Source organism: Escherichia sp. HH41S (genome assembly GCF_009820115.1).
Classification (GTDB): Bacteria; Pseudomonadota; Gammaproteobacteria; order Enterobacterales; family Enterobacteriaceae; genus Escherichia; species Escherichia coli_F.
Genome location: NZ_VNXE01000041.1, coordinates 72,126 through 93,221, shown reverse-complemented (window position 1 = coordinate 93,221; position 21,096 = coordinate 72,126). Strand labels below are relative to the sequence as shown.

Sequence of the window (21,096 nt, the reverse complement as noted above, 5' to 3'; positions counted from 1 at the left end):
ACACTTTTTTATCATTTATTGCACGGATTTTGAATAGATATCATCTATAGGATAGTTTTATCCTGACAGTTTAAAGTGTCAGTTAATAATAAAGGACAACCAAATGGAATTAGTTGATACATTATTTGCACGCCTCGCCGGTACTGACCCCTTCACAGGTGTTGATATTACGATTGCCAACTGCAAATCGGCATACTGGGATGAAGGCATTGTTCAGCAACTCATTAACCAGGTCCTGGATGAAGGGGAAAAGTTCGTCGGTGCTGACGGTCTTGAGGGATTGCTTCGATATAATGTCACATTAAATATTGGCTTAACGTCTAGCAATGTATGGCCGGGATTTTCCCTCGATACCGCCACTATCAGTCGTCTTTGTGCCTGTGGTGCTGATTTTGGATTTGACCCCTATATCAGTGATGTACCAGATGTTCAATGTGACCTGAATACGACAAATGACTTCACCGTTCATTTTACGGCGATGCTAAACCCGGATGAGCGGGTGATCATAGCAAAGCGCCCGCTTAAAAAATGTGACTCCTGGATTGAGGATGTCTATATCTTTCAGGTCTTTAAAGATGCCTGGAAATTTCATAACGATAACAGTTTACGCGGATTTAGCGATAAGCAGGCCGAACTGAAACTCTACACGCGTCATTACTCAGTGGAAAATTGCGCAGAGGAAAGCTGTCGAGACTGCAATAGTTGCATTCGCCCCAGCTTTTCCCTTTCGCGTAGCGCCCTTATTCGCCTGAACGCGGCGAATGCTCGTTTTGTTTATCAACCGTTTATACGCGACCAGCGGGCGAGGGGGTAATTATGCAACCCAGTCCCGCTATGCAGAATATTATTGCCCATGCGTGGGAGATATTTCATTTTTATCCTGCACCGCAGCAGTTCAATATTTGCGTTCCTTGCTGTGTCAGCGAAGAGATGGCGCAGGCGTTACGGCAAACACCATTACGTCAATTAACCGTTGAAATGATATATGAATGGAACAGTAGCGCGAGGCCCTTTGAACAACAGAATGATGAGATCCGTTACTTGCTTCCGAGACTGCTGGAATTACTGGCTCACGGTCATTGTCCTGCCATTAATGAAGAGTTATGTCTGAAACGTATTGGCGCTATTTCCCTGGACACCTGGCATCCGGAGGAGCGTGATGTACTTACCGATTTTTCCCGCCAGTATATTCACGATCTATTACTTACCCCGACGTTGACCGATCTTGAATCTGCCTTCGTAATGTTTCATTTTGCCGGACTACCTATAACGGCCTTATTAGATGAGGCGCTGAACACGGGTGGCTATTGGTCCATCGCTTCGCTGGCCTATTTTTTGTATATCAAGCGTCCAAACGGTGAATTACGCAACGCTTTTATCTCACGCAAGCCGGATGGGGAAGTGATAACGCAGCAAATTAACGCCTGGATTACGCAATCATGCCATGCGCTGGCAGAACGCGCCGCGGCGGCGATTGAATGTTCGCCATCGCTTCCCGGCGGTGGACATACGGAGTACAGTGTTGACCTGAGCTACCTGATTGACGAAAGCCTTTGTGCGCTTGTTGATTATCAATTGCTGTGGACGATGGATCGTAATGAATAAGGAGATTCACAATGCAACCCAGCCCCGCCATGCAGGCATTAATTGAGCAGATATATTATATTTTTCGTCGTTATCCTGTGCCATCGAGATTTCATGTTTGTTGTCCTTACTGTTTTAGCGAAGAACAACAACAAGCCTTAAGAGGGGTTTCACTGCGTGCCATACCTTTTCCTTTATTACATGCCTGGGGAACAAGTATTGGCCCTAACCCACAAAATGATGATGAGATTCGCTATTTATTACCCAGATTGTTTGAATTTATTGCCCAAAGGCAATTTCCAGGCATTTATGAAGGCTGCTGTTTACAGAGAATAGCAGAGGCAGATAACCAGAACTGGCGAACGGATGAACTACAAATAATTAGCGATTTCGCCTATTTATATATGCAGGATTGGGTGTCGGCTAAGGAGGTCGTGGAACTGGAAATAATATTAGAAATGTTTTATCGCGGTGGTATAAAGATTGAACCCTTACTTGACGCCATTATGTCCATTTCCGGTTACTGGCCGACGGCGTCTATGGCATGTTTGCTCTGGCGTAACAGTAAAGAATACGTCGAAAATAGCGATTTTGAGCAGAGTGATGATAATAAAACTATTACCACCCAAATCAATACCTGGGCTAGAAATAATCATCCTTTGCTGAAAGAAAGAGCGCGGCAAGCGATTGAGAACCCACTAAAACAGCCCGAACCAATGACAGAATATCAAGTCTGGGAAGACGACTGGATGATTGATGAGTGTTTATGCGCCATGTATGACGCATCATCCGAATCATCCGAATCATCCGAATCATCAGGACAATAAAGATGAATCAAATCAGACTTTATATTTATCCGCTATATCTCGGCTTTGTTATTGTGCCGTTGTTGGTGTGGCCGACGGTGGTTGCGCTGGTTGTTGTTGGTATCACACTGAGTTTTCTGATGGAGATGCTGTTCTCAAATTCGTTCATGCACAGGCGTATTTCCCTTCTGGAATTACAACTTGGGTTATTGGCTGAATATACGCTTTTGTTCTGCGCCATATGTTACGTTGGTTGGCAATTTGCTCGTATAACTCAATCTGAATTGAAAAGCAGACTGCATTGTTGGCTGGTATTTGCACCAGTTTATTTCTGGTTGCTCCTGTGGAATATCATTTTCTATGTCGCGCCAGCGAATATTGCGTTGCTGGAGAGTATGCGCAGTTTCTTTCTGACAGTTGTCTGGCTCCCACTGAATTTTTCGCCATTTTGGTCTCAACCGTGGATTGACTTTGTCGGTCCAATAAGCGCACAGCTTGGTTTTGCGTTGGGATATTATTGCCAGTGGCGTAGCAAAAATAGAAGCCAGATACGGAAGTGGAGTGAGTGGGGAACGTGCCTGAGTTTTGTTACGTTGGGTATGATGGCGTGGGCTTTGCGGTAATTCCCTGACTCAAAAAGTAGGTCAGATTGTTGACAAAGTGCGCTTTGTTCATGCCGGATGCGACATGAACGTCTTATTGGCCTACAAGACCATGCAAATTCAATATATTGCATAAGCCACGTAGGCCTGATAAGCGTAGCGCATCAGGCAGTTTTTTGTTTATCATCAGTCTCAGGTCAGATTGAAATCTGACCCGGCCACCTTACGTTAATTTACGACGCCAGCGACAACCTCTGCTGCGTATATTCCCCTAGCCACTGACTCACACGGGATTGTTGCTGCGCATTCAGCCACATGCCTTGTTTTGTGCGACGCCACAGGGCATCGTCGGCGCGGCGGACCCATTCGTGGTCGACCAGATATTTCAGCTCTGCTTCGTAAAACTCATGCCCGAAATCCTCCCCAAGATCGCCTATCGCCCCCGCATTGCCGAGCAGCAGCTCGCTGTTGCTGCCGTAAGTGCGCGCGTAGTGACGTGCCAGCGATTCAGTCAGGAACGGGTAACGGCGGCGCAGGCGGGCGGCATAATCGTCGCGATCGCCTTCAATGGCACCACCCGGCAGCACGCTCTCTTTCGTCCACGCCGGGCCAATGCCCTGATAATACGGCGTCAGTTTTTCCAGCGCGTGTTCCGCCAGTTTGCGGTAGGTGGTCAGCTTACCGCCGAATACCGATAACAGCGGAGCTTTGCCGTTTTCATCATGGATATCAAGGGTGTAATCACGGGTAATGGCCTGCGGCGAATCAGATTCATCATCACACAGCGGACGCACACCGGAGTAGGTCCAGACGATATCGTCCCGGCTTAACTGCTTTTTAAAGTGCGTGTTATACACTTTCAGCAGGTAATTGATTTCACTCTCTTCAATCTTCACCGCTTTCGGATCGCCTTTATACTCCACATCGGTGGTACCGATAATGGAAAACTCGTCCATCCACGGGATCACGAACACAATACGCTTATCTTCGTTTTGCAGAATGTAGGCCTGCTTTTGGGTATGCACGCGCGGCACCACAATATGGCTGCCTTTGATCAGGCGAATGCCATAAGGCGAAGGCAGATGCATCCCGTCGTCGAAGAACTGTTTCACCCACGGGCCGGTGGCGTTCACCAGACCGCGTGCCTGCCAGCTGTATTTTTTACCGGTATCAATATCTTCTGCTTCTACAATCCACAGGCCGTTTTCGCGGCGAGCAGAAGTGGCACGAGTCCGGGTAAGCACTTCACCGCCTTTACGCACCACCATCTGGGCGTTGGCGAGTACCAGACGGGCGTCGTCTACCCAACAGTCGGAATATTCGAATCCGCGCTTAATTTCCGGTTTTAACACTGAATTTGCGCCAAAACGCAAACCGGTTGATCCCGGCAGGCTGGTGCGTTTACCCAGATGATCGTACATAAACAGACCAATGCGAATCATCCACGCCGGGCGCAGATGCGGACGATGCGGCAGGCGAAAACGCATCGGGAAGGCGATATGCGGAGCCATTTTCAGTAGCACTTCACGTTCAGCCAGCGCCTCGCTGACCAGGCGGAATTCATAGTGCTCAAGGTAGCGCAGGCCACCGTGAATGAGTTTTGAACTGGCGGAAGAGGTCGCACAAGCGAGATCCTGCGCCTCCAGCATCAGCACGGATAAACCGCGTCCAGCGGCGTCTGCCGCGATACCAGCACCATTGATGCCGCCACCTATCACAATCAGATCTTTGGTTTCCATGCTGCCCTCATTCACTTTCGTTAAAGCTCATAAATGTTCGTTATCGAACATATTAGCAAAGAATCGCGCTTTAGGTAACATTGAAAAAACATTTTAGAGTGATATGTATAACATTATGGCGTTTATCTGCCGCTTCGACGTAAACTGTGCGGTAAATTTGCCCACTTGTTTGTAAAGAAAGAGAGACGCATGGATCAGTTCGAATGTATTAACGTTGCCGACGCGCACCAGAAGTTGCAGGAAAAAGAGGCGGTGCTGGTCGATATTCGCGATCCACAGAGTTTCGCTATGGGGCATGCGGTGCAGGCTTTCCATTTAACCAACGACACGCTGGGCGCGTTTATGCGTGATAACGACTTTGACACTCCGGTGATGGTGATGTGTTACCACGGTAATAGCAGCAAAGGCGCGGCGCAGTATCTGCTGCAACAGGGCTACGATGTGGTCTATAGCATTGATGGCGGCTTTGAAGCCTGGCAACGTCAGTTTCCCGCAGAGGTGGCGTACGGCGCGTAACGCTTTATACTGTCCCCTTTTGTGTGGAATAAGCGACAGCAACGATGTTGATGATTACCTCTTTTGCTAACCCCCGCGTGGCGCAGGCGTTTGTTGATTACATGGCGACGCAGGGTGTTATCCTCACGATTCAACAACATAACCAAAGCGATGTCTGGCTGGCGGATGAGTCCCAGGCCGAACGCGTGCGGGTGGAGCTGGCGCGTTTTCTCGAAAACCCGGCAGATCCGCGTTATCTGGCGGCCAGCTGGCAGGCGGGCCATACCGGCAGCGGCCTGCATTATCGCCGTTATCCCTTCTTTGCTGCCTTGCGTGAACGCGCAGGTCCGGTGACCTGGGTGATGATGATCGCCTGCGTGGTGGTGTTTATTGCCATGCAAATCCTTGGCGATCAGGAAGTAATGTTATGGCTGGCCTGGCCATTCGATCCGACACTGAAATTTGAGTTCTGGCGTTACTTCACTCATGCATTAATGCACTTCTCGCTGATGCATATCCTTTTTAACCTGCTCTGGTGGTGGTATCTCGGCGGTGCGGTGGAAAAACGTCTCGGTAGCGGTAAGCTAATTGTTATTACTCTGATTAGCGCCCTGTTAAGCGGCTATGTGCAGCAAAAATTCAGCGGGCCGTGGTTTGGCGGGCTTTCTGGCGTGGTGTATGCACTGATGGGTTACGTCTGGCTACGCGGCGAACGCGATCCGCAAAGTGGCATTTACCTGCAACGTGGGTTAATCATCTTTGCACTGATCTGGATTGTCGCCGGATGGTTTGATTTGTTTGGGATGTCGATGGCGAACGGAGCACACATCGCCGGGTTAGCCGTGGGTTTAGCGATGGCATTTGTTGATTCGCTCAATGCGCGAAAACGAAAATAATTCCAGGGATTTATAAATGAAACAAACACAACGTCACAACGGTATTATTGAACTGGTTAAACAGCAGGGTTATGTCAGCACCGAAGAACTGGTGGAACACTTCTCCGTCAGTCCGCAGACTATTCGTCGTGACCTCAACGAGCTGGCGGAGCAAAACCTGATCCTGCGTCACCATGGCGGCGCGGCACTGCCTTCCAGTTCGGTTAACACGCCGTGGCACGATCGTAAGGCCACCCAGACCGAAGAAAAAGAGCGTATTGCCCGCAAAGTGGCGGAGCAAATTCCTAACGGCTCGACGCTATTTATTGATATCGGCACCACGCCGGAAGCGGTGGCGCACGCGCTGCTTAATCACAACAATTTGCGCATTGTGACCAACAATCTCAACGTCGCTAACACGCTGATGGTAAAAGAAGATTTTCGCATCATTCTTGCAGGTGGCGAATTACGCAGCCGCGATGGTGGGATCATTGGCGAAGCGACGCTCGATTTTATCTCCCAGTTCCGCCTTGATTTCGGGATTCTGGGGATCAGCGGCATCGATAGCGACGGCTCGCTGCTGGAGTTCGATTACCATGAAGTTCGCACCAAACGCGCTATTATTGAGAACTCGCGCCACGTTATGCTGGTTGTCGATCACTCGAAATTTGGCCGTAATGCGATGGTCAATATGGGCAGCATCAGCATGGTCGATGCCGTCTACACCGACGCCCCGCCACCAGCGAGCGTGATGCAGGTGCTGACAGACCATCATATTCAGCTGGAGCTGTGCTGATCCTGCACGGCTTCCCACGTCAGACCAAAACGCGCCAGGTATTTGCGTAGCCGATCCGCGTCGTTGACGCTGGCTTTGCCCTGGCGCGAAACATCAAAGAGTTCACGCCCGGCAGCGGAAAGCGACTTTGCCTGACGGCAAACGACGATAACGTTTTCCAGTTGCATGCGGTCAAAGAGATCGATGTTTTCCGCTTCAGCGCCCAGTAGCTGTGTAAGCACGGAAGGGCGGCTATCCTGCCAGTTATAGCGCAGACGGTTTATCTCATCTTCTACGGTTTCAAGGGTGATACGCCCACTATCGGCAAACGTCGCCATGCGTGTGACGCTGGCAGAAAGTTCGCGAAAGTTACCGCGCCATGCTGCCTGAGATGATGTCGCAAAGGCCAGCCAGACGCGCCTCGCTTCGGTGTTAAAACGCACGCTGTCGCCGGTAAGTGAGGCGTGGCGCTCCACTTCATAATCCAGGTTAGGTTCAATATCTTCCTGGCGCTGGCGTAGCCCCGGCAGGGTGAAGGTCCAGAGATTAATCCGCGCGTACAGGTCTTCGCGAAATTTGCCTTCGGCAACCAGCTGGCGCAAATCGCGCACCGTTCCGGCGATCAGCTGAAAATCACTGCTCACCTGGCGATCGCTGCCAAACGGATAAAAGGTTTTCTCTTCAATGGCTTTCAGCAACATCGCCTGTTCGTCTGCGCCCAGTTCGCCAATCTCATCAAGAAACAACATGCCACCGTTGGCGCTGCGTAATAATCCTTCACGAGATTCCCGCGCCCCGGTGAACGCGCCTTTCACATGACCAAACAGCGCGGACATGGCGGTATCGCCACGCAGAGTGGCGCAGTTCACTTCCACAAACTCGCCGCTAAACTGATGCCGCGCCTGTTTTAACTCGAAGATGCGTCGTGCCAGAAACGACTTTCCCGCACCGGTTGGGCCGTTGAGCAGGATCGGCGCGCGGGATCTAATCGCCACTTTTTCGATCTGCTCAATCATGCGGTTGAAATGGGCGTTACGCGTGGCAATGCCGGATTTGAGGAAATCGAGGGTTTGCTGGCGTTCTTCGGCAAAGCGGCTGGCAATAGCGTTATAACGGCTTAAATCGAGATCGATAATCGTCACCGCACCAGGGCTGTTGGGCTGTTCTTTTTTACGCGGTGGCGAAGATTGTATTAACCTGGCGGGCAGGTAACGCGCTTCCGCCAGCAGAAACCAGCAAATCTGCGCGACGTGGGTACCGGTGGTGATGTGAATTAAATAGTCTTCTTTATCAGGTTCGAACGCGTAACCACGGGCGAAATCATGCAGGCAGGCGTAAACCTCCTCGAAATCCCACGGGTTATGCAGTTCAATCTCAACGCTCACCACTTCTGTTTCTGGCGAAACATTGGCGATATCGCGTTTAAGCGTTTCAAACAGCGAGCGTGAGCGGGCGTCGTGCAACAATTCCAGTCGATTGATGACTAACGATTCTTGCTGGCATAGACAGAGTGACGGACGCCATTTCGACCATCGCTGACTGCCGCGCCCGGCATAATCCAGTACGGTGCCGACAAAGCCAAAAGCCACTGTTTTACGCATCTTAGATATCCTTATAAAAGACGATATTTCATTATCGGCGAATTGGCTTTGCGGGAAATCTCCGTTTACGGACGTAAAGATTTAATCTATTAAAAACAATTAGTTAAGAAATTAATCTACTCATTTAATTTTCTGGCACGACGGTTGCAATTATCAGGACAGCAAACAACGAAAAGAGAAAAACAAAATGAATTACGAATTACTGACCACTGAAAATGTCCCGGTAAAAATGTGGACCAAAGGCGTACCGGTAGAAGACGATGCGCGTCAGCAACTGATAAATACGGCGAAGATGCCGTTTATTTTCAAACATATTGCGGTAATGCCTGATGTACATCTGGGTAAAGGTTCCACCATTGGTAGCGTGATCCCGACCAAAGGGGCGATTATTCCGGCGGCGGTGGGGGTAGATATCGGTTGTGGAATGAACGCACTGCGAACTGCGTTAACGGCGGCAGATCTGCCTGAAAACCTGGCGGAGCTGCGTCAGGCGATTGAAACTGCCGTGCCGCACGGACGTTCCAATAATCGTAGCCGTCGTGATAAAGGCGCATGGGAGAATCCGCCTGTTAACGTCGATGCGAAATGGGCTGAGCTTGAAGCCGGTTATCAGTGGTTAACGCAAAAATATCCGCGTTTCCTTAATACCAATAACTATAAACACCTGGGAACGCTGGGAACGGGAAACCACTTTATTGAAATCTGTCTTGATGAGTCGGACCAGGTGTGGATTATGCTGCACTCCGGTTCACGCGGAATTGGTAATGCAATCGGGACTTACTTTATCGATCTGGCGCAAAAAGAGATGCAGGAAACGCTTGAAACGTTGCCATCGCGTGACCTGGCGTACTTTCTGGAAGGTACGGAATACTTTGATGATTACCTGAAAGCGGTGGCCTGGGCGCAGCTTTTTGCCAGCCTTAACCGCGATGCGATGATGGAAAACGTGGTAACGGCGTTGCAGAGCGTTACGCAGAAAACGGTAAGACAGCCACAAACACTGGCGATGGAAGAGATCAACTGTCACCACAACTATGTGCAAAAAGAACAGCACTTTGGCGAAGAGATCTATGTGACGCGTAAAGGCGCGGTGTCTGCGTGTGCTGGTCAATATGGAATTATTCCCGGTTCGATGGGGGCGAAAAGCTTTATTGTCCGTGGGCTGGGAAATGAAGAGTCGTTCTGTTCGTGCAGCCACGGTGCCGGGCGGGTAATGAGCCGTACTAAAGCGAAAAAACTGTTCAGCGTGGAAGATCAAATTCGTGCCACCGCGCATGTGGAATGCCGTAAAGATGCCGAAGTGATCGACGAAATCCCGATGGCGTATAAAGATATCGACGCGGTGATGGCGGCACAAAGCGATCTGGTGGAAGTTATCTACACCCTGCGTCAGGTGGTGTGTGTAAAAGGATAAATGATGAAAAGGATGATTGCGCTGGATGGCGCACAGGGCGAAGGCGGCGGGCAGATCCTGCGCTCGGCGCTGAGTCTGTCGATGATAACCGGCCAGCCATTTACCATCACCGGCATTCGCGCCGGGCGGGCGAAACCGGGGCTGTTGCGCCAGCATCTGACGGCTGTAAAGGCGGCGACGGAAATTTGCGGAGCAACGGTGGAGGGCGCGGAGCTGGGGTCGCAGCGTCTGGTCTTCCGGCCCGGTACCGTGCGCGGTGGCGACTACCGCTTTGCTATTGGTAGCGCCGGAAGTTGCACGCTGGTACTACAAACGGTACTGCCCGCGCTGTGGTTTGCCGATGGTCCTTCTCGTGTTGAAGTGAGCGGAGGTACCGATAACCCGTCGGCCCCGCCTGCAGATTTTATCCGCCGGGTGCTGGAGCCGCTGCTGGCAAAAATAGGAATTCATCAGCAAACCACGCTGTTACGCCACGGTTTTTATCCTGCCGGAGGCGGGGTGGTGGCGACGGAAGTCTCGCCCGTGGCATCGTTTAACACTTTGCAACTTGGCGAGCGCGGGAACATTGTGCAGATGCGTGGAGAGGTGCTACTGGCTGGTGTGCCACGCCATGTCGCTGAGCGTGAAATCGCTACGCTGGCGGGTAGTTTTTCCCTGCATGAGCAAAATATTCATAACCTGCCGCGCGACCAGGGGCCGGGTAATACCGTCTCGCTTGAAGTCGAAAGTGAAAATATCACTGAACGCTTTTTTGTCGTCGGTGAAAAGCGAGTCAGTGCCGAGGTGGTCGCGGCACAGTTAGTGCAAGAAGTTAAACGCTACCTTGCAAGCCCGGCGGCGGTGGGGGAATATCTCGCCGACCAGCTGGTGCTGCCAATGGCGCTGGCGGGGGCGGGAGAATTTACGGTCGCCCATCCCTCATGCCATCTGTTGACCAATATCGCGGTGGTGGAGCGTTTTTTGCCAGTGCGGTTTAGTCTGACTGAAGCAGACAGCGTAACGCGGGTGAGCATTGAATGATGCAGAGATGTAAGCCGGATCCGACGTATTATCCGGCTAAACTCACACCCCATATCCCATCATCTTCAGCAGTTTCTGCGCGTGTTGTACCGCGGCCTGACGGTGGGCGACACCGAGTTTTTGGTACAGATTGCGGATATGCGTTTTGATGGTGGTTGCCGCCACTTCTAGCTCGCCTGCAATTTGTTCATTGCTGTAACCGGAGTAAATCAGCCCCAGGACCTGCCATTCACGTTGCGTCAGCGGGCTGGTACGGATCAATTCTGGTACTTCCGGATGATTTAGCAGACGTTCAACGAAATCCTCATCGAAATGGGCGAATTTATGCCGATGATGTTGATTGATTTCTCGGAGAATACGCTGGGCGCGGTGCTGTTCCAGCTCAGGCAACGTATTGAGTTGAATCAGCTGGCGTAACTGTTGCGCCATCGCTTCGCCTTCGATGACAAAGTGACTGATAAATCCGGTACGATTCGCCAGTTTTAATGCCTCCAGCAACACACGCTGGGCATCATTTTTGCGACCGGCCTGCCAGTATAGTTGATTAAGCAGCAACAGGTTACGGTTGAGATCGCTCATTAACCGCAGACTGCGGGCGTTTTCATTGAGTTCTTCAAGAACAATTTCTGCCGGTTCAAACTCGCCCAGCAATATTTGTGCACGGGCGATGTTGCGCCATTGACCTTGCAGGAAGTGGTTATTCGCAAACTCCGGTTTGGCTGTGTGACGCAACCAGTTAGCGGCGGCAGCTTTGTCGCCGGTCATTTGCCAGTAAATGACCCGGACTTTGTTGGCGTTAGAGATCCAGTCGCTGTGATATTTGCCATTTCCCAGCAGGTTTTCCAGACGATTCAGTTGGCTACGGGCGTTATCCAAATCACCTCGGGCCAGCGAGCATTGAATCAACATTGCCAGGCACTGGAGCTGTTGCTGTGGCTGATAAGACGACAAAACTTCAATCCCGCTGCGTGCCGATGCTTCGGCTTCGTCCAGCCGTGCCCAGGCCCATAACAGTTGTGCTCGGATACGTACCAGAAATTCATGCATTGGCAGCTGTTCCAGATGCTGCTCGTTGATCAGCTGGAATGCTTTTTCCTGCGTTTCCCACGCGGTTTGCAGGAAACCCTGAGCAAACAGAATTTCGCTTTGCTGGATTAAACTCCACAAAGCGTAGTGCCAGACATCGTGCTGGCGTGCCATCTGTTCGGTTTGCTGCATTAACGCCAGCGAACGGGTCAGTTCCCCTTTGCAGTGCAATACTTCACCCAACACCGAAGTTGCTACAATGCGGCTGTAGAACCAGCCGGGAGGCAGTTCTTCCAGTGCCAGTTTTGCCAGCCGTTCAGCTTCATCCGGGTTACCATCGTTAATCGCCACCTGGGCGCGCAGAGCATTAAATTCTGCGTGCATGGTGCCTTCTCTGATGTCTTTGATTTCATGTTCAGCACGAGCCAGCAGGGTGTTTACTTCGCCGTAGCGATGCTGGCTTTGCATCAGCCACGCTTGTAATAACACCAACTGCGGATTTTCCAGCAAACTCTCCCATGGCAGGGCTTTAAGTGACTCTTCAAGTAGCGAAAGTTCGCTGTGGTTGAACAAACTCCAGGCGTGATTAAGCAGAATATCGCGCAGCATCAGCGCATCGCCTGCCGCCAGTGCATGATGAATCGCTTCGCTGGGGAATCCCTGGGCCATCCAGCTTTCTGCGGCGGCACTGTGGATTTTCGGCAGCTCCGCCGCCAGTTCCCACTGGCAGCGCTGGCGCAGGAAGTTGCCAAACAGCGGGTGATAGCAGAACCACTCGCCGCTATCATCCATCCGCTGTAAAAACAGCCCCTGACGCTCAATCTCTTCGAGGCGCATTTGCCCGTTTTCTTCGCCGGTCACACGTGTGATGAGTGCATCGTTCATTGAGCGCAAAATGGCGCTTTTCAACAGAAAATGGCGCGTTGCGAGATCGACGTTGTCCAAAACCTCATCGACCAGATAATCCGAAAGATGACTGGCATTGATTCCCGCCAGACGGCGTGCCGACTTATGGGCTGAGTGGGTATTCTGCCGGGCGGAGAGGGCAATTAACTGTAGCGCAGTCGCCCAACCGGAAACGTCATCGCAAATCCGACTGCTTTCTGCGGCTTCAATCGGCGATGACAGGCGGCAATCAAAAAACTGCTTCGCTTCCTGATGGGTAAACGCCAGTTGCTGACTGCCAATTTCCAGCAGTTGGTCGCGAACACGCAGATTGGCAATGCCCAGTTGCGGAAGATTGCGTGACAGCACCACCAGGGTGAGATTTTCTGGTTGATGGCGAATAAAGAAGCGCATTGACTCGTGGATCACCGGATTAGTGATCAGATGGTAGTCATCGATGACCAGATAAAGTGGGCTATGCCATTCCGCCAGCTCAATGAAAAGCTGGGCAAAGAGTGACGTCAGGCTGGCATATTGCCGTTTTTGCGCCATCGTCTCACAAATCGCACAGTGACCGTTGGTTGCCTGTTGCACGGCGGCAATGAAATAGCTGGCGAAACGCTCTTGCTGGTTATCGCCCTCATCCAGCGAGTACCAGCCCAAATCGTTTTTGCCTGCCGCCCATTGAGAAATGAGTGTGGTTTTTCCGTAGCCCGCAGGACTCGTGATCAGCGCCAGCCGGAAGTTGTTCGCGCCGGAAAGTTTAGCCAGCAGGCGCTCACGAACCACGGTATGGTCGAGTCGAACCGGACGACTTAATTTTGACGGAATCAGCATAGTTAATCACTTCACTGTGGAAAATGAGGAAATATTATTTTTTTTGCGCTTCGTAATTAATGGTTATAAGGTCGGCCAGAAACCCTTCTAATGCAAGCGATGACGTTTTTTTATGTGTCTGAATTTGCACTGTGTCACAATTCCAAATGTTTATTAACAACTCACCTAATAACGACGCTGATGCAGCGTGAATACTGGGTTTTACGGTATTTTCCTCATGTTCATCAGTTTCATTTAAGCAAGGGAGTCTTCTCAATTCCTGATGAAAGAGCCATCTAAAAAGAGGATCTTAATAAACCTATTAAGAATGAGATGGAGCAAACTGAATGTTTTACTTATGAAACTGTTTCACTCCTTTACTTAATTTATAGAGTTACCTTCCGCCTTTTGAAAATACACAACGGCCATTTTTTGCACTTAGATACAGATTTTCTGCGCTGTATGGCATTGATTTGCTGCTAATCCTGTGGATTGCACTAGGTTTAAGTGGTCGAGATCACATTTCCTTGCTCATCCCCGCAACTCCTCCCTGCCTAATCCCCCGCAGGATGAGGAAGGTCAACATCGAGCCTGGCAAACTAGCGATAACGTTGTGTTGAAAATCTAAGAAAAGTGGAACTCCTATGTCACAACCTATTTTTAACGATAAGCAATTTCAGGAAGCGCTTTCACGTCAGTGGCAGCGTTATGGCTTAAATTCTGCGGCTGAAATGACCCCTCGCCAGTGGTGGCTGGCAGTGAGTGAAGCCCTGGCGGAAATGCTACGTGCCCAGCCATTCGCTAAACCGGTGGCCAATCAGCGACATGTTAACTATATCTCAATGGAGTTTTTGATTGGACGCCTGACGGGTAACAACCTGTTGAATCTTGGCTGGTATCAGGATGTACAGGATTCGTTGAAGGCTTATGACATCAACCTGACTGACCTGCTGGAAGAAGAGATCGACCCGGCGCTGGGTAACGGTGGTCTGGGACGTCTGGCTGCGTGCTTCCTCGACTCAATGGCAACTGTCGGTCAGTCTGCGACGGGTTATGGTCTTAACTATCAATATGGCTTGTTCCGCCAGTCTTTTGTCGATGGCAAACAGGTTGAAGCGCCGGATGACTGGCATCGCGGTAACTACCCGTGGTTCCGCCACAACGAAGCACTGGATGTGCAGGTAGGAATTGGCGGTAAAGTGACGAAAGACGGACGCTGGGAGCCGGAATTTACCATTACCGGTCAAGCGTGGGATCTTCCCGTTGTCGGTTATCGTAATGGCGTGGCGCAGCCGCTGCGTCTGTGGCAGGCGACGCATGCGCATCCGTTTGATCTGACAAAATTTAACGACGGAGATTTCCTGCGTGCCGAACAACAGGGCATCAACGCGGAAAAACTGACCAAAGTCCTCTATCCAAACGACAACCATACTGCCGGTAAAAAGCTGCGCCTGATGCAGCAATACTTCCAGTGTGCTTGTTCGGTAGCGGATATTCTGCGTCGCCATCATCTGGCGGGGCGTAAACTGCACGAGCTGGCAGATTACGAAGTTATTCAACTGAACGATACCCACCCGACTATTGCCATTCCAGAGCTGCTGCGCGTGCTGATTGATGAGCATCAGATGAGCTGGGATGACGCCTGGGCCATCACCAGCAAAACTTTTGCTTACACCAACCATACCCTGATGCCAGAAGCGCTGGAACGCTGGGATGTGAAACTGGTGAAAGGCTTACTGCCGCGCCACATGCAGATTATTAACGAAATTAATACACGCTTTAAAACGCTGGTGGAAAAAAACTGGCCGGGCGATGAAAAAGTGTGGGCCAAACTGGCGGTGGTACACGACAAACAAGTGCATATGGCGAACCTGTGTGTGGTTGGCGGTTTCGCGGTAAACGGTGTTGCGGCGCTGCACTCGGATCTGGTGGTGAAAGATCTGTTCCCGGAATATCACCAGCTATGGCCGAACAAATTCCATAACGTCACCAACGGTATTACCCCACGTCGCTGGATCAAACAGTGCAACCCGGCACTGGCGGCTCTGTTGGATAAATCACTGAAAAAAGAGTGGGCTAACGATCTCGATCAGCTGATCAATCTGGAAAAATTCGCTGATGACGCGAAATTCCGCCAGCAATATCGCGAGATCAAGCAGGCGAATAAAGTCCGTCTGGCGGAGTTTGTGAAAGTTCGTACCGGTATTGAGATCAATCCACAGGCGATTTTCGATATTCAGATCAAACGCTTGCATGAGTACAAACGTCAGCACCTGAATCTGCTGCATATTCTGGCGGTGTACAAAGAGATTCGTGAAAACCCGCAGGCTGACCGCGTACCGCGCGTCTTCCTCTTCGGCGCGAAAGCGGCACCGGGCTACTACCTGGCGAAGAATATTATCTTTGCGATCAACAAAGTGGCTGATGTGATCAACAACGATCCACAGGTTGGCGATAAGTTGAAGGTGGTGTTCCTGCCGGATTATTGCGTTTCGGCGGCGGAAAAACTGATCCCGGCGGCGGATATCTCCGAACAAATTTCGACTGCAGGTAAAGAAGCTTCCGGTACCGGCAATATGAAACTGGCGCTCAATGGTGCGCTTACTGTCGGTACGCTGGATGGTGCTAACGTCGAAATCGCCGAAAAAGTTGGTGAAGAAAATATCTTTATTTTTGGTCATACCGTGGAACAAGTGAAGGCAATTCTGGCCAAAGGCTACGACCCGGTGAAATGGCGGAAGAAAGATAAGGTGCTGGACGCAGTATTGAAAGAGCTGGAAAGCGGTAAATACAGCGACGGCGATAAGCATGCCTTCGACCAGATGCTGCACAGTATCGGCAAACAGGGCGGCGATCCGTATCTGGTAATGGCGGATTTCGCAGCCTATGTAGAGGCACAAAAGCAGGTGGATGTGCTGTACCGCGACCAGGAGGCCTGGACTCGCGCGGCGATCCTCAATACCGCCCGCTGCGGTATGTTTAGCTCGGATCGCTCTATTCGCGATTATCAGGCTCGTATCTGGCAGGCAAAACGCTAAGGAAGCTCGATGGAAAGCAAACGTCTGGATAATGCCGCGCTGGCGGCGGGGATCAGCCCCAATTACATCAATGCCCACGGTAAACCGCAGTCGATTAGCGCCGAAACCAAACGGCGTTTGCTTGACGCGATGCATCAACGTACCGCCACGAAAGTGGCGGTAACGCCAGTCCCGAATGTCATGGTCTATACCAGCGGCAAAAAAATGCCGATGGCGGTGGAGGGCAGCGGCGAGTATAGCTGGCTGCTGACCACCGAAGAAGGAACGCAGTACAAAGGCCATGTAACGGGGGGCAAAGCGTTCAATTTACCGACGAAGTTGCCGGAAGGTTATCACACGTTGACACTCACCCAGGACGACCAGCGCGCGCATTGTCGGGTGATTGTCGCCCCGAAACGCTGTTACGAACCGCAGGCGTTGCTGAATAAACAAAAGCTGTGGGGCGCCTGCGTCCAGCTTTATACGCTGCGATCGGAAAAAAACTGGGGTATTGGGGATTTTGGCGATCTCAAAGTGATGCTGGTGGATGTGGCAAAACGTGGCGGGGCTTTCATCGGTCTGAACCCGATTCATGCGCTCTATCCGGCAAATCCGGAAAGTGCCAGTCCGTATAGCCCGTCTTCTCGTCGCTGGCTAAATGTGGTTTATATCGACGTTAACGCCGTCGAAGATTTCCATCTTAGCGAAGAGGCTCAGGCCTGGTGGCAGTTACCGACCACGCAACAGACGCTGCAACAGGCACGGGATGCCGACTGGGTCGATTACTCCACCGTCACTGCGCTGAAAATGACAGCATTGCGGATGGCGTGGAAAGGTTTTGCGCAACGTGATGATGAGCAGATGGCCGCGTTTCGCCAGTTTGTTGCAGAGCAGGGCGACAGCCTGTTCTGGCAGGCGGCGTTTGACGCGTTACATGCCCAGCAAGTGAAAGAAGACGCAATGCGCTGGGGCTGGCCTGCATGGCCAGAGATGTATCAGAACGTGGATTCACCAGAAGTGCGTCAGTTCTGCGAAGAACATCGTGATGACGTCGATTTTTATCTCTGGTTGCAGTGGCTGGCTTACAGCCAGTTTGCCGCCTGCTGGGAGATAAGCCAGGGCCATGAAATGCCGATTGGCTTGTACCGTGATCTGGCGGTTGGCGTAGCAGAGGGTGGAGCAGAAACCTGGTGCGACCGGGAGTTGTATTGCCTGAAAGCGTCGGTGGGCGCGCCGCCGGATATCCTCGGCCCGCTGGGGCAGAACTGGGGATTGCCGCCGATGGATCCGCATATCATCACCGCGCGTGCCTATGAACCGTTTATCGAGCTGTTGCGTGCCAATATGCAAAACTGCGGCGCGTTGCGAATTGACCATGTGATGTCGATGCTGCGTTTGTGGTGGATACCGTATGGCGAGACGGCAGATCAGGGCGCGTATGTTCACTATCCGGTAGATGATCTGCTCTCGATTCTGGCACTCGAAAGTAAGCGCCATCGCTGCATGGTGATTGGTGAAGACCTCGGCACTGTACCGGTAGAGATTGTCGGTAAACTGCGCAGCAGCGGTGTGTATTCCTACAAAGTGCTCTATTTCGAAAGTGACCACGAGAAGACATTCCGCGCGCCGAAAGCGTATCCGGAGCAGTCGATGGCGGTTGCGGCGACACACGACCTGCCTACACTGCGTGGCTACTGGGAGAGCGGGGATTTAACACTGGGCAAAACGCTGGGGCTGTACCCGGATGAAGTGGTATTGCGCGGTCTGTATCAGGATCGCGAACTGGCGAAGCAAGGGTTACTGGATGCACTGCATAAACATGGTTGCCTGCCAAAACGTGCGGGGCATAAGGCATCGTTAATGTCGATGACGCCGATGCTTAATCGTGGTTTGCAACGTTATATCGCTGATAGTAACAGTGCTCTGTTAGGGCTTCAGCCAGAAGACTGGCTGGATATGGCGGAACCGGTAAATATTCCTGGCACCAGCTACCAGTACAAAAACTGGCGACGCAAGCTTTCCGCAACGCTTGAGACGATGTTTGCCGATGATGGCGTGAACAAGTTGATTAAGGATCTGGACAAGCGGCGCAGGGCGGTAGGGAAGAAGAAATAGAGTGCGATTGATGCCGGATGCGATGCATCCGGCAGTCAGTGTTATCAAATCACCATATTCAGCAGCAGACAGCCTACCAGACCGCACACCGAGATAATGGTTTCCAGCATCGACCAGGACTTGATGGTCTCGCCGATAGTCAGGTTAAAGTACTCTTTGAATAGCCAGAAGCCCGGATCGTTCACGTGCGAGAAAATCACACTACCGGAACCAACCGCAATAACCATCAGTTCCGGGCTAACACCCGTCGTTGCAATTAGTGGTGCCGCGATACCCCCCGCAGTGATTGCCGCAACGGTTGCGGAACCCAGCGCGATACGCAGTACGGCGGCAATCGACCAGGCCATCAGCAGCGGAGAAATGTTGGTTTCGTGCATCATGGAAGCAATGTATTTGTCCACGCCGCTGTCTACCAGCACCTGCTTGAACGCACCGCCACCACCGATGATCAACAGCATCATCGCGATGATTTTGATGGAAGAAACCAGCGTGTCGTTAATCTGATCCATTGAACGACCACGGTTCAGACCAAAGGTGAACATCGCAATCAACACGGCAATCAGCGTTGCCATTACCGGGTCACCGAGGAACTCCGCCACTGGCAGGAAAGCGTGACCTTTCGGCAGGATCATTTCGGCAATTGCACGCATCGCCATCAGCACAACCGGCACCAGAGAAGTCCAGACGCTGACGCCAAAGCTTGGCATCTCTTCTTCGCTGAAGGTTTTCGCGCTGTACAGACCTTCCGGGATTGGCTTATCGATACCTTTCAGCACGCGAGCGTAAACCGGACCCGCGAGAATAACGGTCGGGATTGCCAGAATAGTCCCGTACAGCAGGGTTTTACCCATATCGGCATTGAAAATGGTGGCAATCGCAGTTGGGCCCGGATGTGGCGGCAGGAAGCCGTGGGTCACAGACAGCGCAGCCGCCATTGGTACACCAACATACAGCAGCGGAATATTCGCGGAAGCCGCGATGGTAAACACCAGCGGCAGCATTAGCACGAAGCCCACTTCATAGAACAGGGCAAAACCGACAGTAAAACCGGTTAACACTACCGCCCATTGGATGTGTTTTTTACCAAATTTGGCAATCAGCGTGGTGGCGATACGTTGTGCACCACCGCAGTCTGCCAGCATTTTGCCCAGCATCGCGCCAAAACCCATGATCAGGGCAAGGCTACCGAGCGTCCCGCCGACACCAGCTTTGATGGAGCCAATAACTTTATCCAGCGGCATTCCCTGCATTAATCCAACAGCAAGCGCCACGAGGACGAGAGCGATGAATCCGTTCATTTTGAAGCGGATCATCAGGAGCAACAACAAGATTACACCGATAGCAACAATGACTAATGGCATGATTTACCTGGCCTTTCATTTGTTATGGGTAACGTCAATTTTCTGACGACAAACTCTAATTATCCCAATCGGGAACAGAGATATTGCGGCACCACGACTGATACCCACTAAAACTAATTATTGTAGTCAGATGTCAGGAGTATGTTTGGTACCCGCGTGAATGATACGGGTAACATCTGGCGTTTGAGAATCACCAGAGCGGGGTAAATTTAAATTATGAGAGGTTGGTCATATTATCGCGGGGAAACGTAGGGACTGGATTTGCCGAGGCAATGTAGCGCCAACGCCTGGCAGACGGCCCGATAAGACGCTTTAGCGTCGCATCGGGCAATCTATAAAAGAGAGGATAACTTAGTAGTAAGAGTGTTCGCCGCGCTGGTGTTCGGTGAGATCGCGTACACCTTTCAGCTCCGGGAATTCGTTCAGCAGCTGCTTTTCGATCCCTTCTTTCAGCGTCACATCGACCATTGAACAACCGTTACAACCGCCGCCAAATTGCAGAATGGCGTAACCGTCTTCGGTGATTTCCATCAGCGAAACGCGACCACCGTGACCGGCAAGCTGTGGGTTGATCTGCGACTGCAGCATATACTCCACGCGCTCCATCAGCGGCGCATCGTCAGCTACTTTGCGCATTTTGGCGTTTGGGGCTTTCAGCGTCAGCTGAGAACCCAACTGGTCGGTAACAAAGTCGATCTCTGCATCTTCCAGGTAAGGCGCGCTTAACTCATCAACATACGCTGTCAGCAGGTCAAATTTCAGGGCAGTGTCGGTGGCTTCCACAGCGTCCGGCGGACAATAAGAAACGCCACATTCAGCGTTAGGCGTGCCAGGGTTAATCACAAATACGCGGATTTGTGTCCCTTCTTCCTGATTTGCCAGCAGTTTGGCAAAGTGCGCTTGTGCAGCATCGGAAATACGGATCATAGTAATGGCCTAATAGTTGACTATTTTAGTTGGTTATA

The 21,096-nt window shown here is 51.4% G+C and carries 16 protein-coding genes; 11 read left to right on the top strand and 5 right to left on the bottom strand.

The genetic code is table 11. From position 1 onward, the window contains the following. The first annotated feature begins 103 nt into the window (after positions 1-103). Genes FQZ95_RS08335 through FQZ95_RS08320 form a run of 4 tightly spaced genes read left to right on the top strand, consistent with a single transcriptional unit; the run spans position 104 to position 3,013 of the window. Entirely contained in the window at positions 104-814 is a 711-nt protein-coding gene (locus FQZ95_RS08335; RefSeq protein ID WP_160530079.1) for a hypothetical protein, read from the top strand. 2 nt (positions 815-816) lie between these two features. After that, a complete protein-coding gene (locus FQZ95_RS08330; RefSeq protein ID WP_125400905.1) occupies positions 817-1,605 on the top strand; it encodes a hypothetical protein in 789 nt (262 codons plus the stop codon). 11 nt (positions 1,606-1,616) lie between these two features. Beyond that, positions 1,617-2,411, top strand: a complete 795-nt coding sequence (locus FQZ95_RS08325) for a hypothetical protein (protein WP_160530078.1) — start codon at positions 1,617-1,619, stop codon at positions 2,409-2,411. A gap of 2 nt (positions 2,412-2,413) precedes the next feature. Continuing rightward, positions 2,414-3,013: a hypothetical protein gene (locus FQZ95_RS08320; RefSeq protein ID WP_160530077.1), complete on the top strand. Its 600-nt coding sequence runs from the start codon at positions 2,414-2,416 to the stop codon at positions 3,011-3,013. Between the two features lie 212 nt (positions 3,014-3,225). Here the strand turns inward: FQZ95_RS08320 and glpD are convergent, their stop codons facing one another. Beyond that, positions 3,226-4,731, bottom strand: a complete 1,506-nt coding sequence (gene glpD / locus FQZ95_RS08315; protein WP_088542085.1) for a glycerol-3-phosphate dehydrogenase — start codon at positions 4,729-4,731, stop codon at positions 3,226-3,228. Positions 4,732-4,920: 189 nt separating this feature from the next. On the opposite strand from glpD, the gene glpE reads away from it, so the two are divergent. The 3 genes from glpE to FQZ95_RS08300 are packed head-to-tail and all read left to right on the top strand — an operon-like array spanning position 4,921 to position 6,897. Then, complete coding sequence (glpE, locus tag FQZ95_RS08310; protein WP_000371928.1) at positions 4,921-5,247, top strand: thiosulfate sulfurtransferase GlpE; 327 nt, start codon at positions 4,921-4,923, stop codon at positions 5,245-5,247. A gap of 44 nt (positions 5,248-5,291) precedes the next feature. Further along, on the top strand, positions 5,292-6,122 hold the full coding sequence (gene glpG, locus FQZ95_RS08305) for a rhomboid family intramembrane serine protease GlpG (protein WP_032185321.1): 831 nt from the start codon (positions 5,292-5,294) through the stop codon (positions 6,120-6,122). Positions 6,123-6,138: 16 nt separating this feature from the next. Next, positions 6,139-6,897 (top strand): DeoR/GlpR family transcriptional regulator, encoded by a 759-nt coding sequence (locus FQZ95_RS08300; protein WP_160530076.1) that lies wholly within the window; start codon positions 6,139-6,141, stop codon positions 6,895-6,897. Here FQZ95_RS08300 and rtcR read toward each other — a convergent pair. Next, a complete protein-coding gene (rtcR, locus tag FQZ95_RS08295) occupies positions 6,879-8,477 on the bottom strand; it encodes a DNA-binding transcriptional regulator RtcR (protein ID WP_160530075.1) in 1,599 nt (532 codons plus the stop codon). The two genes, FQZ95_RS08300 and rtcR, sit on opposite strands and share 19 nt — an antisense overlap. A gap of 187 nt (positions 8,478-8,664) precedes the next feature. Here rtcR and rtcB point away from each other — a divergent pair, with 187 nt between their 5' ends. Both rtcB and rtcA read left to right on the top strand, forming a co-directional pair. After that, positions 8,665-9,891, top strand: coding sequence for an RNA-splicing ligase RtcB (gene rtcB, locus FQZ95_RS08290; RefSeq protein ID WP_105271518.1), 1,227 nt, complete (start codon positions 8,665-8,667; stop codon positions 9,889-9,891). Positions 9,892-9,894: 3 nt separating this feature from the next. Beyond that, positions 9,895-10,911, top strand: a complete 1,017-nt coding sequence (gene rtcA / locus FQZ95_RS08285) for an RNA 3'-terminal phosphate cyclase (protein WP_160530089.1) — start codon at positions 9,895-9,897, stop codon at positions 10,909-10,911. 42 nt (positions 10,912-10,953) lie between these two features. Here rtcA and malT read toward each other — a convergent pair whose 3' ends face one another. Next, entirely contained in the window at positions 10,954-13,659 is a 2,706-nt protein-coding gene (gene malT / locus FQZ95_RS08280; protein ID WP_160530074.1) for an HTH-type transcriptional regulator MalT, read from the bottom strand. A 623-nt stretch (positions 13,660-14,282) separates the two neighbouring features. Here malT and malP point away from each other — a divergent pair. Next, complete coding sequence (malP, locus tag FQZ95_RS08275) at positions 14,283-16,676, top strand: maltodextrin phosphorylase (RefSeq protein ID WP_160530073.1); 2,394 nt, start codon at positions 14,283-14,285, stop codon at positions 16,674-16,676. 9 nt (positions 16,677-16,685) lie between these two features. Continuing rightward, the gene (gene malQ / locus FQZ95_RS08270; protein WP_160530072.1) at positions 16,686-18,770 is read left to right on the top strand and encodes a 4-alpha-glucanotransferase; all 2,085 of its coding nucleotides are present in this window, start codon (positions 16,686-16,688) and stop codon (positions 18,768-18,770) included. A 44-nt stretch (positions 18,771-18,814) separates the two neighbouring features. Here malQ and gntT read toward each other — a convergent pair whose 3' ends face one another. Together gntT and nfuA are read right to left on the bottom strand one after the other, a co-directional pair. Continuing rightward, the gene (gntT, locus tag FQZ95_RS08265; RefSeq protein WP_001131758.1) at positions 18,815-20,131 is read right to left on the bottom strand and encodes a gluconate transporter; all 1,317 of its coding nucleotides are present in this window, start codon (positions 20,129-20,131) and stop codon (positions 18,815-18,817) included. Between the two features lie 351 nt (positions 20,132-20,482). Continuing rightward, entirely contained in the window at positions 20,483-21,058 is a 576-nt protein-coding gene (gene nfuA, locus FQZ95_RS08260) for a Fe-S biogenesis protein NfuA (protein ID WP_000619389.1), read from the bottom strand. Between the last annotated feature and the right edge of the window lie 38 nt (positions 21,059-21,096).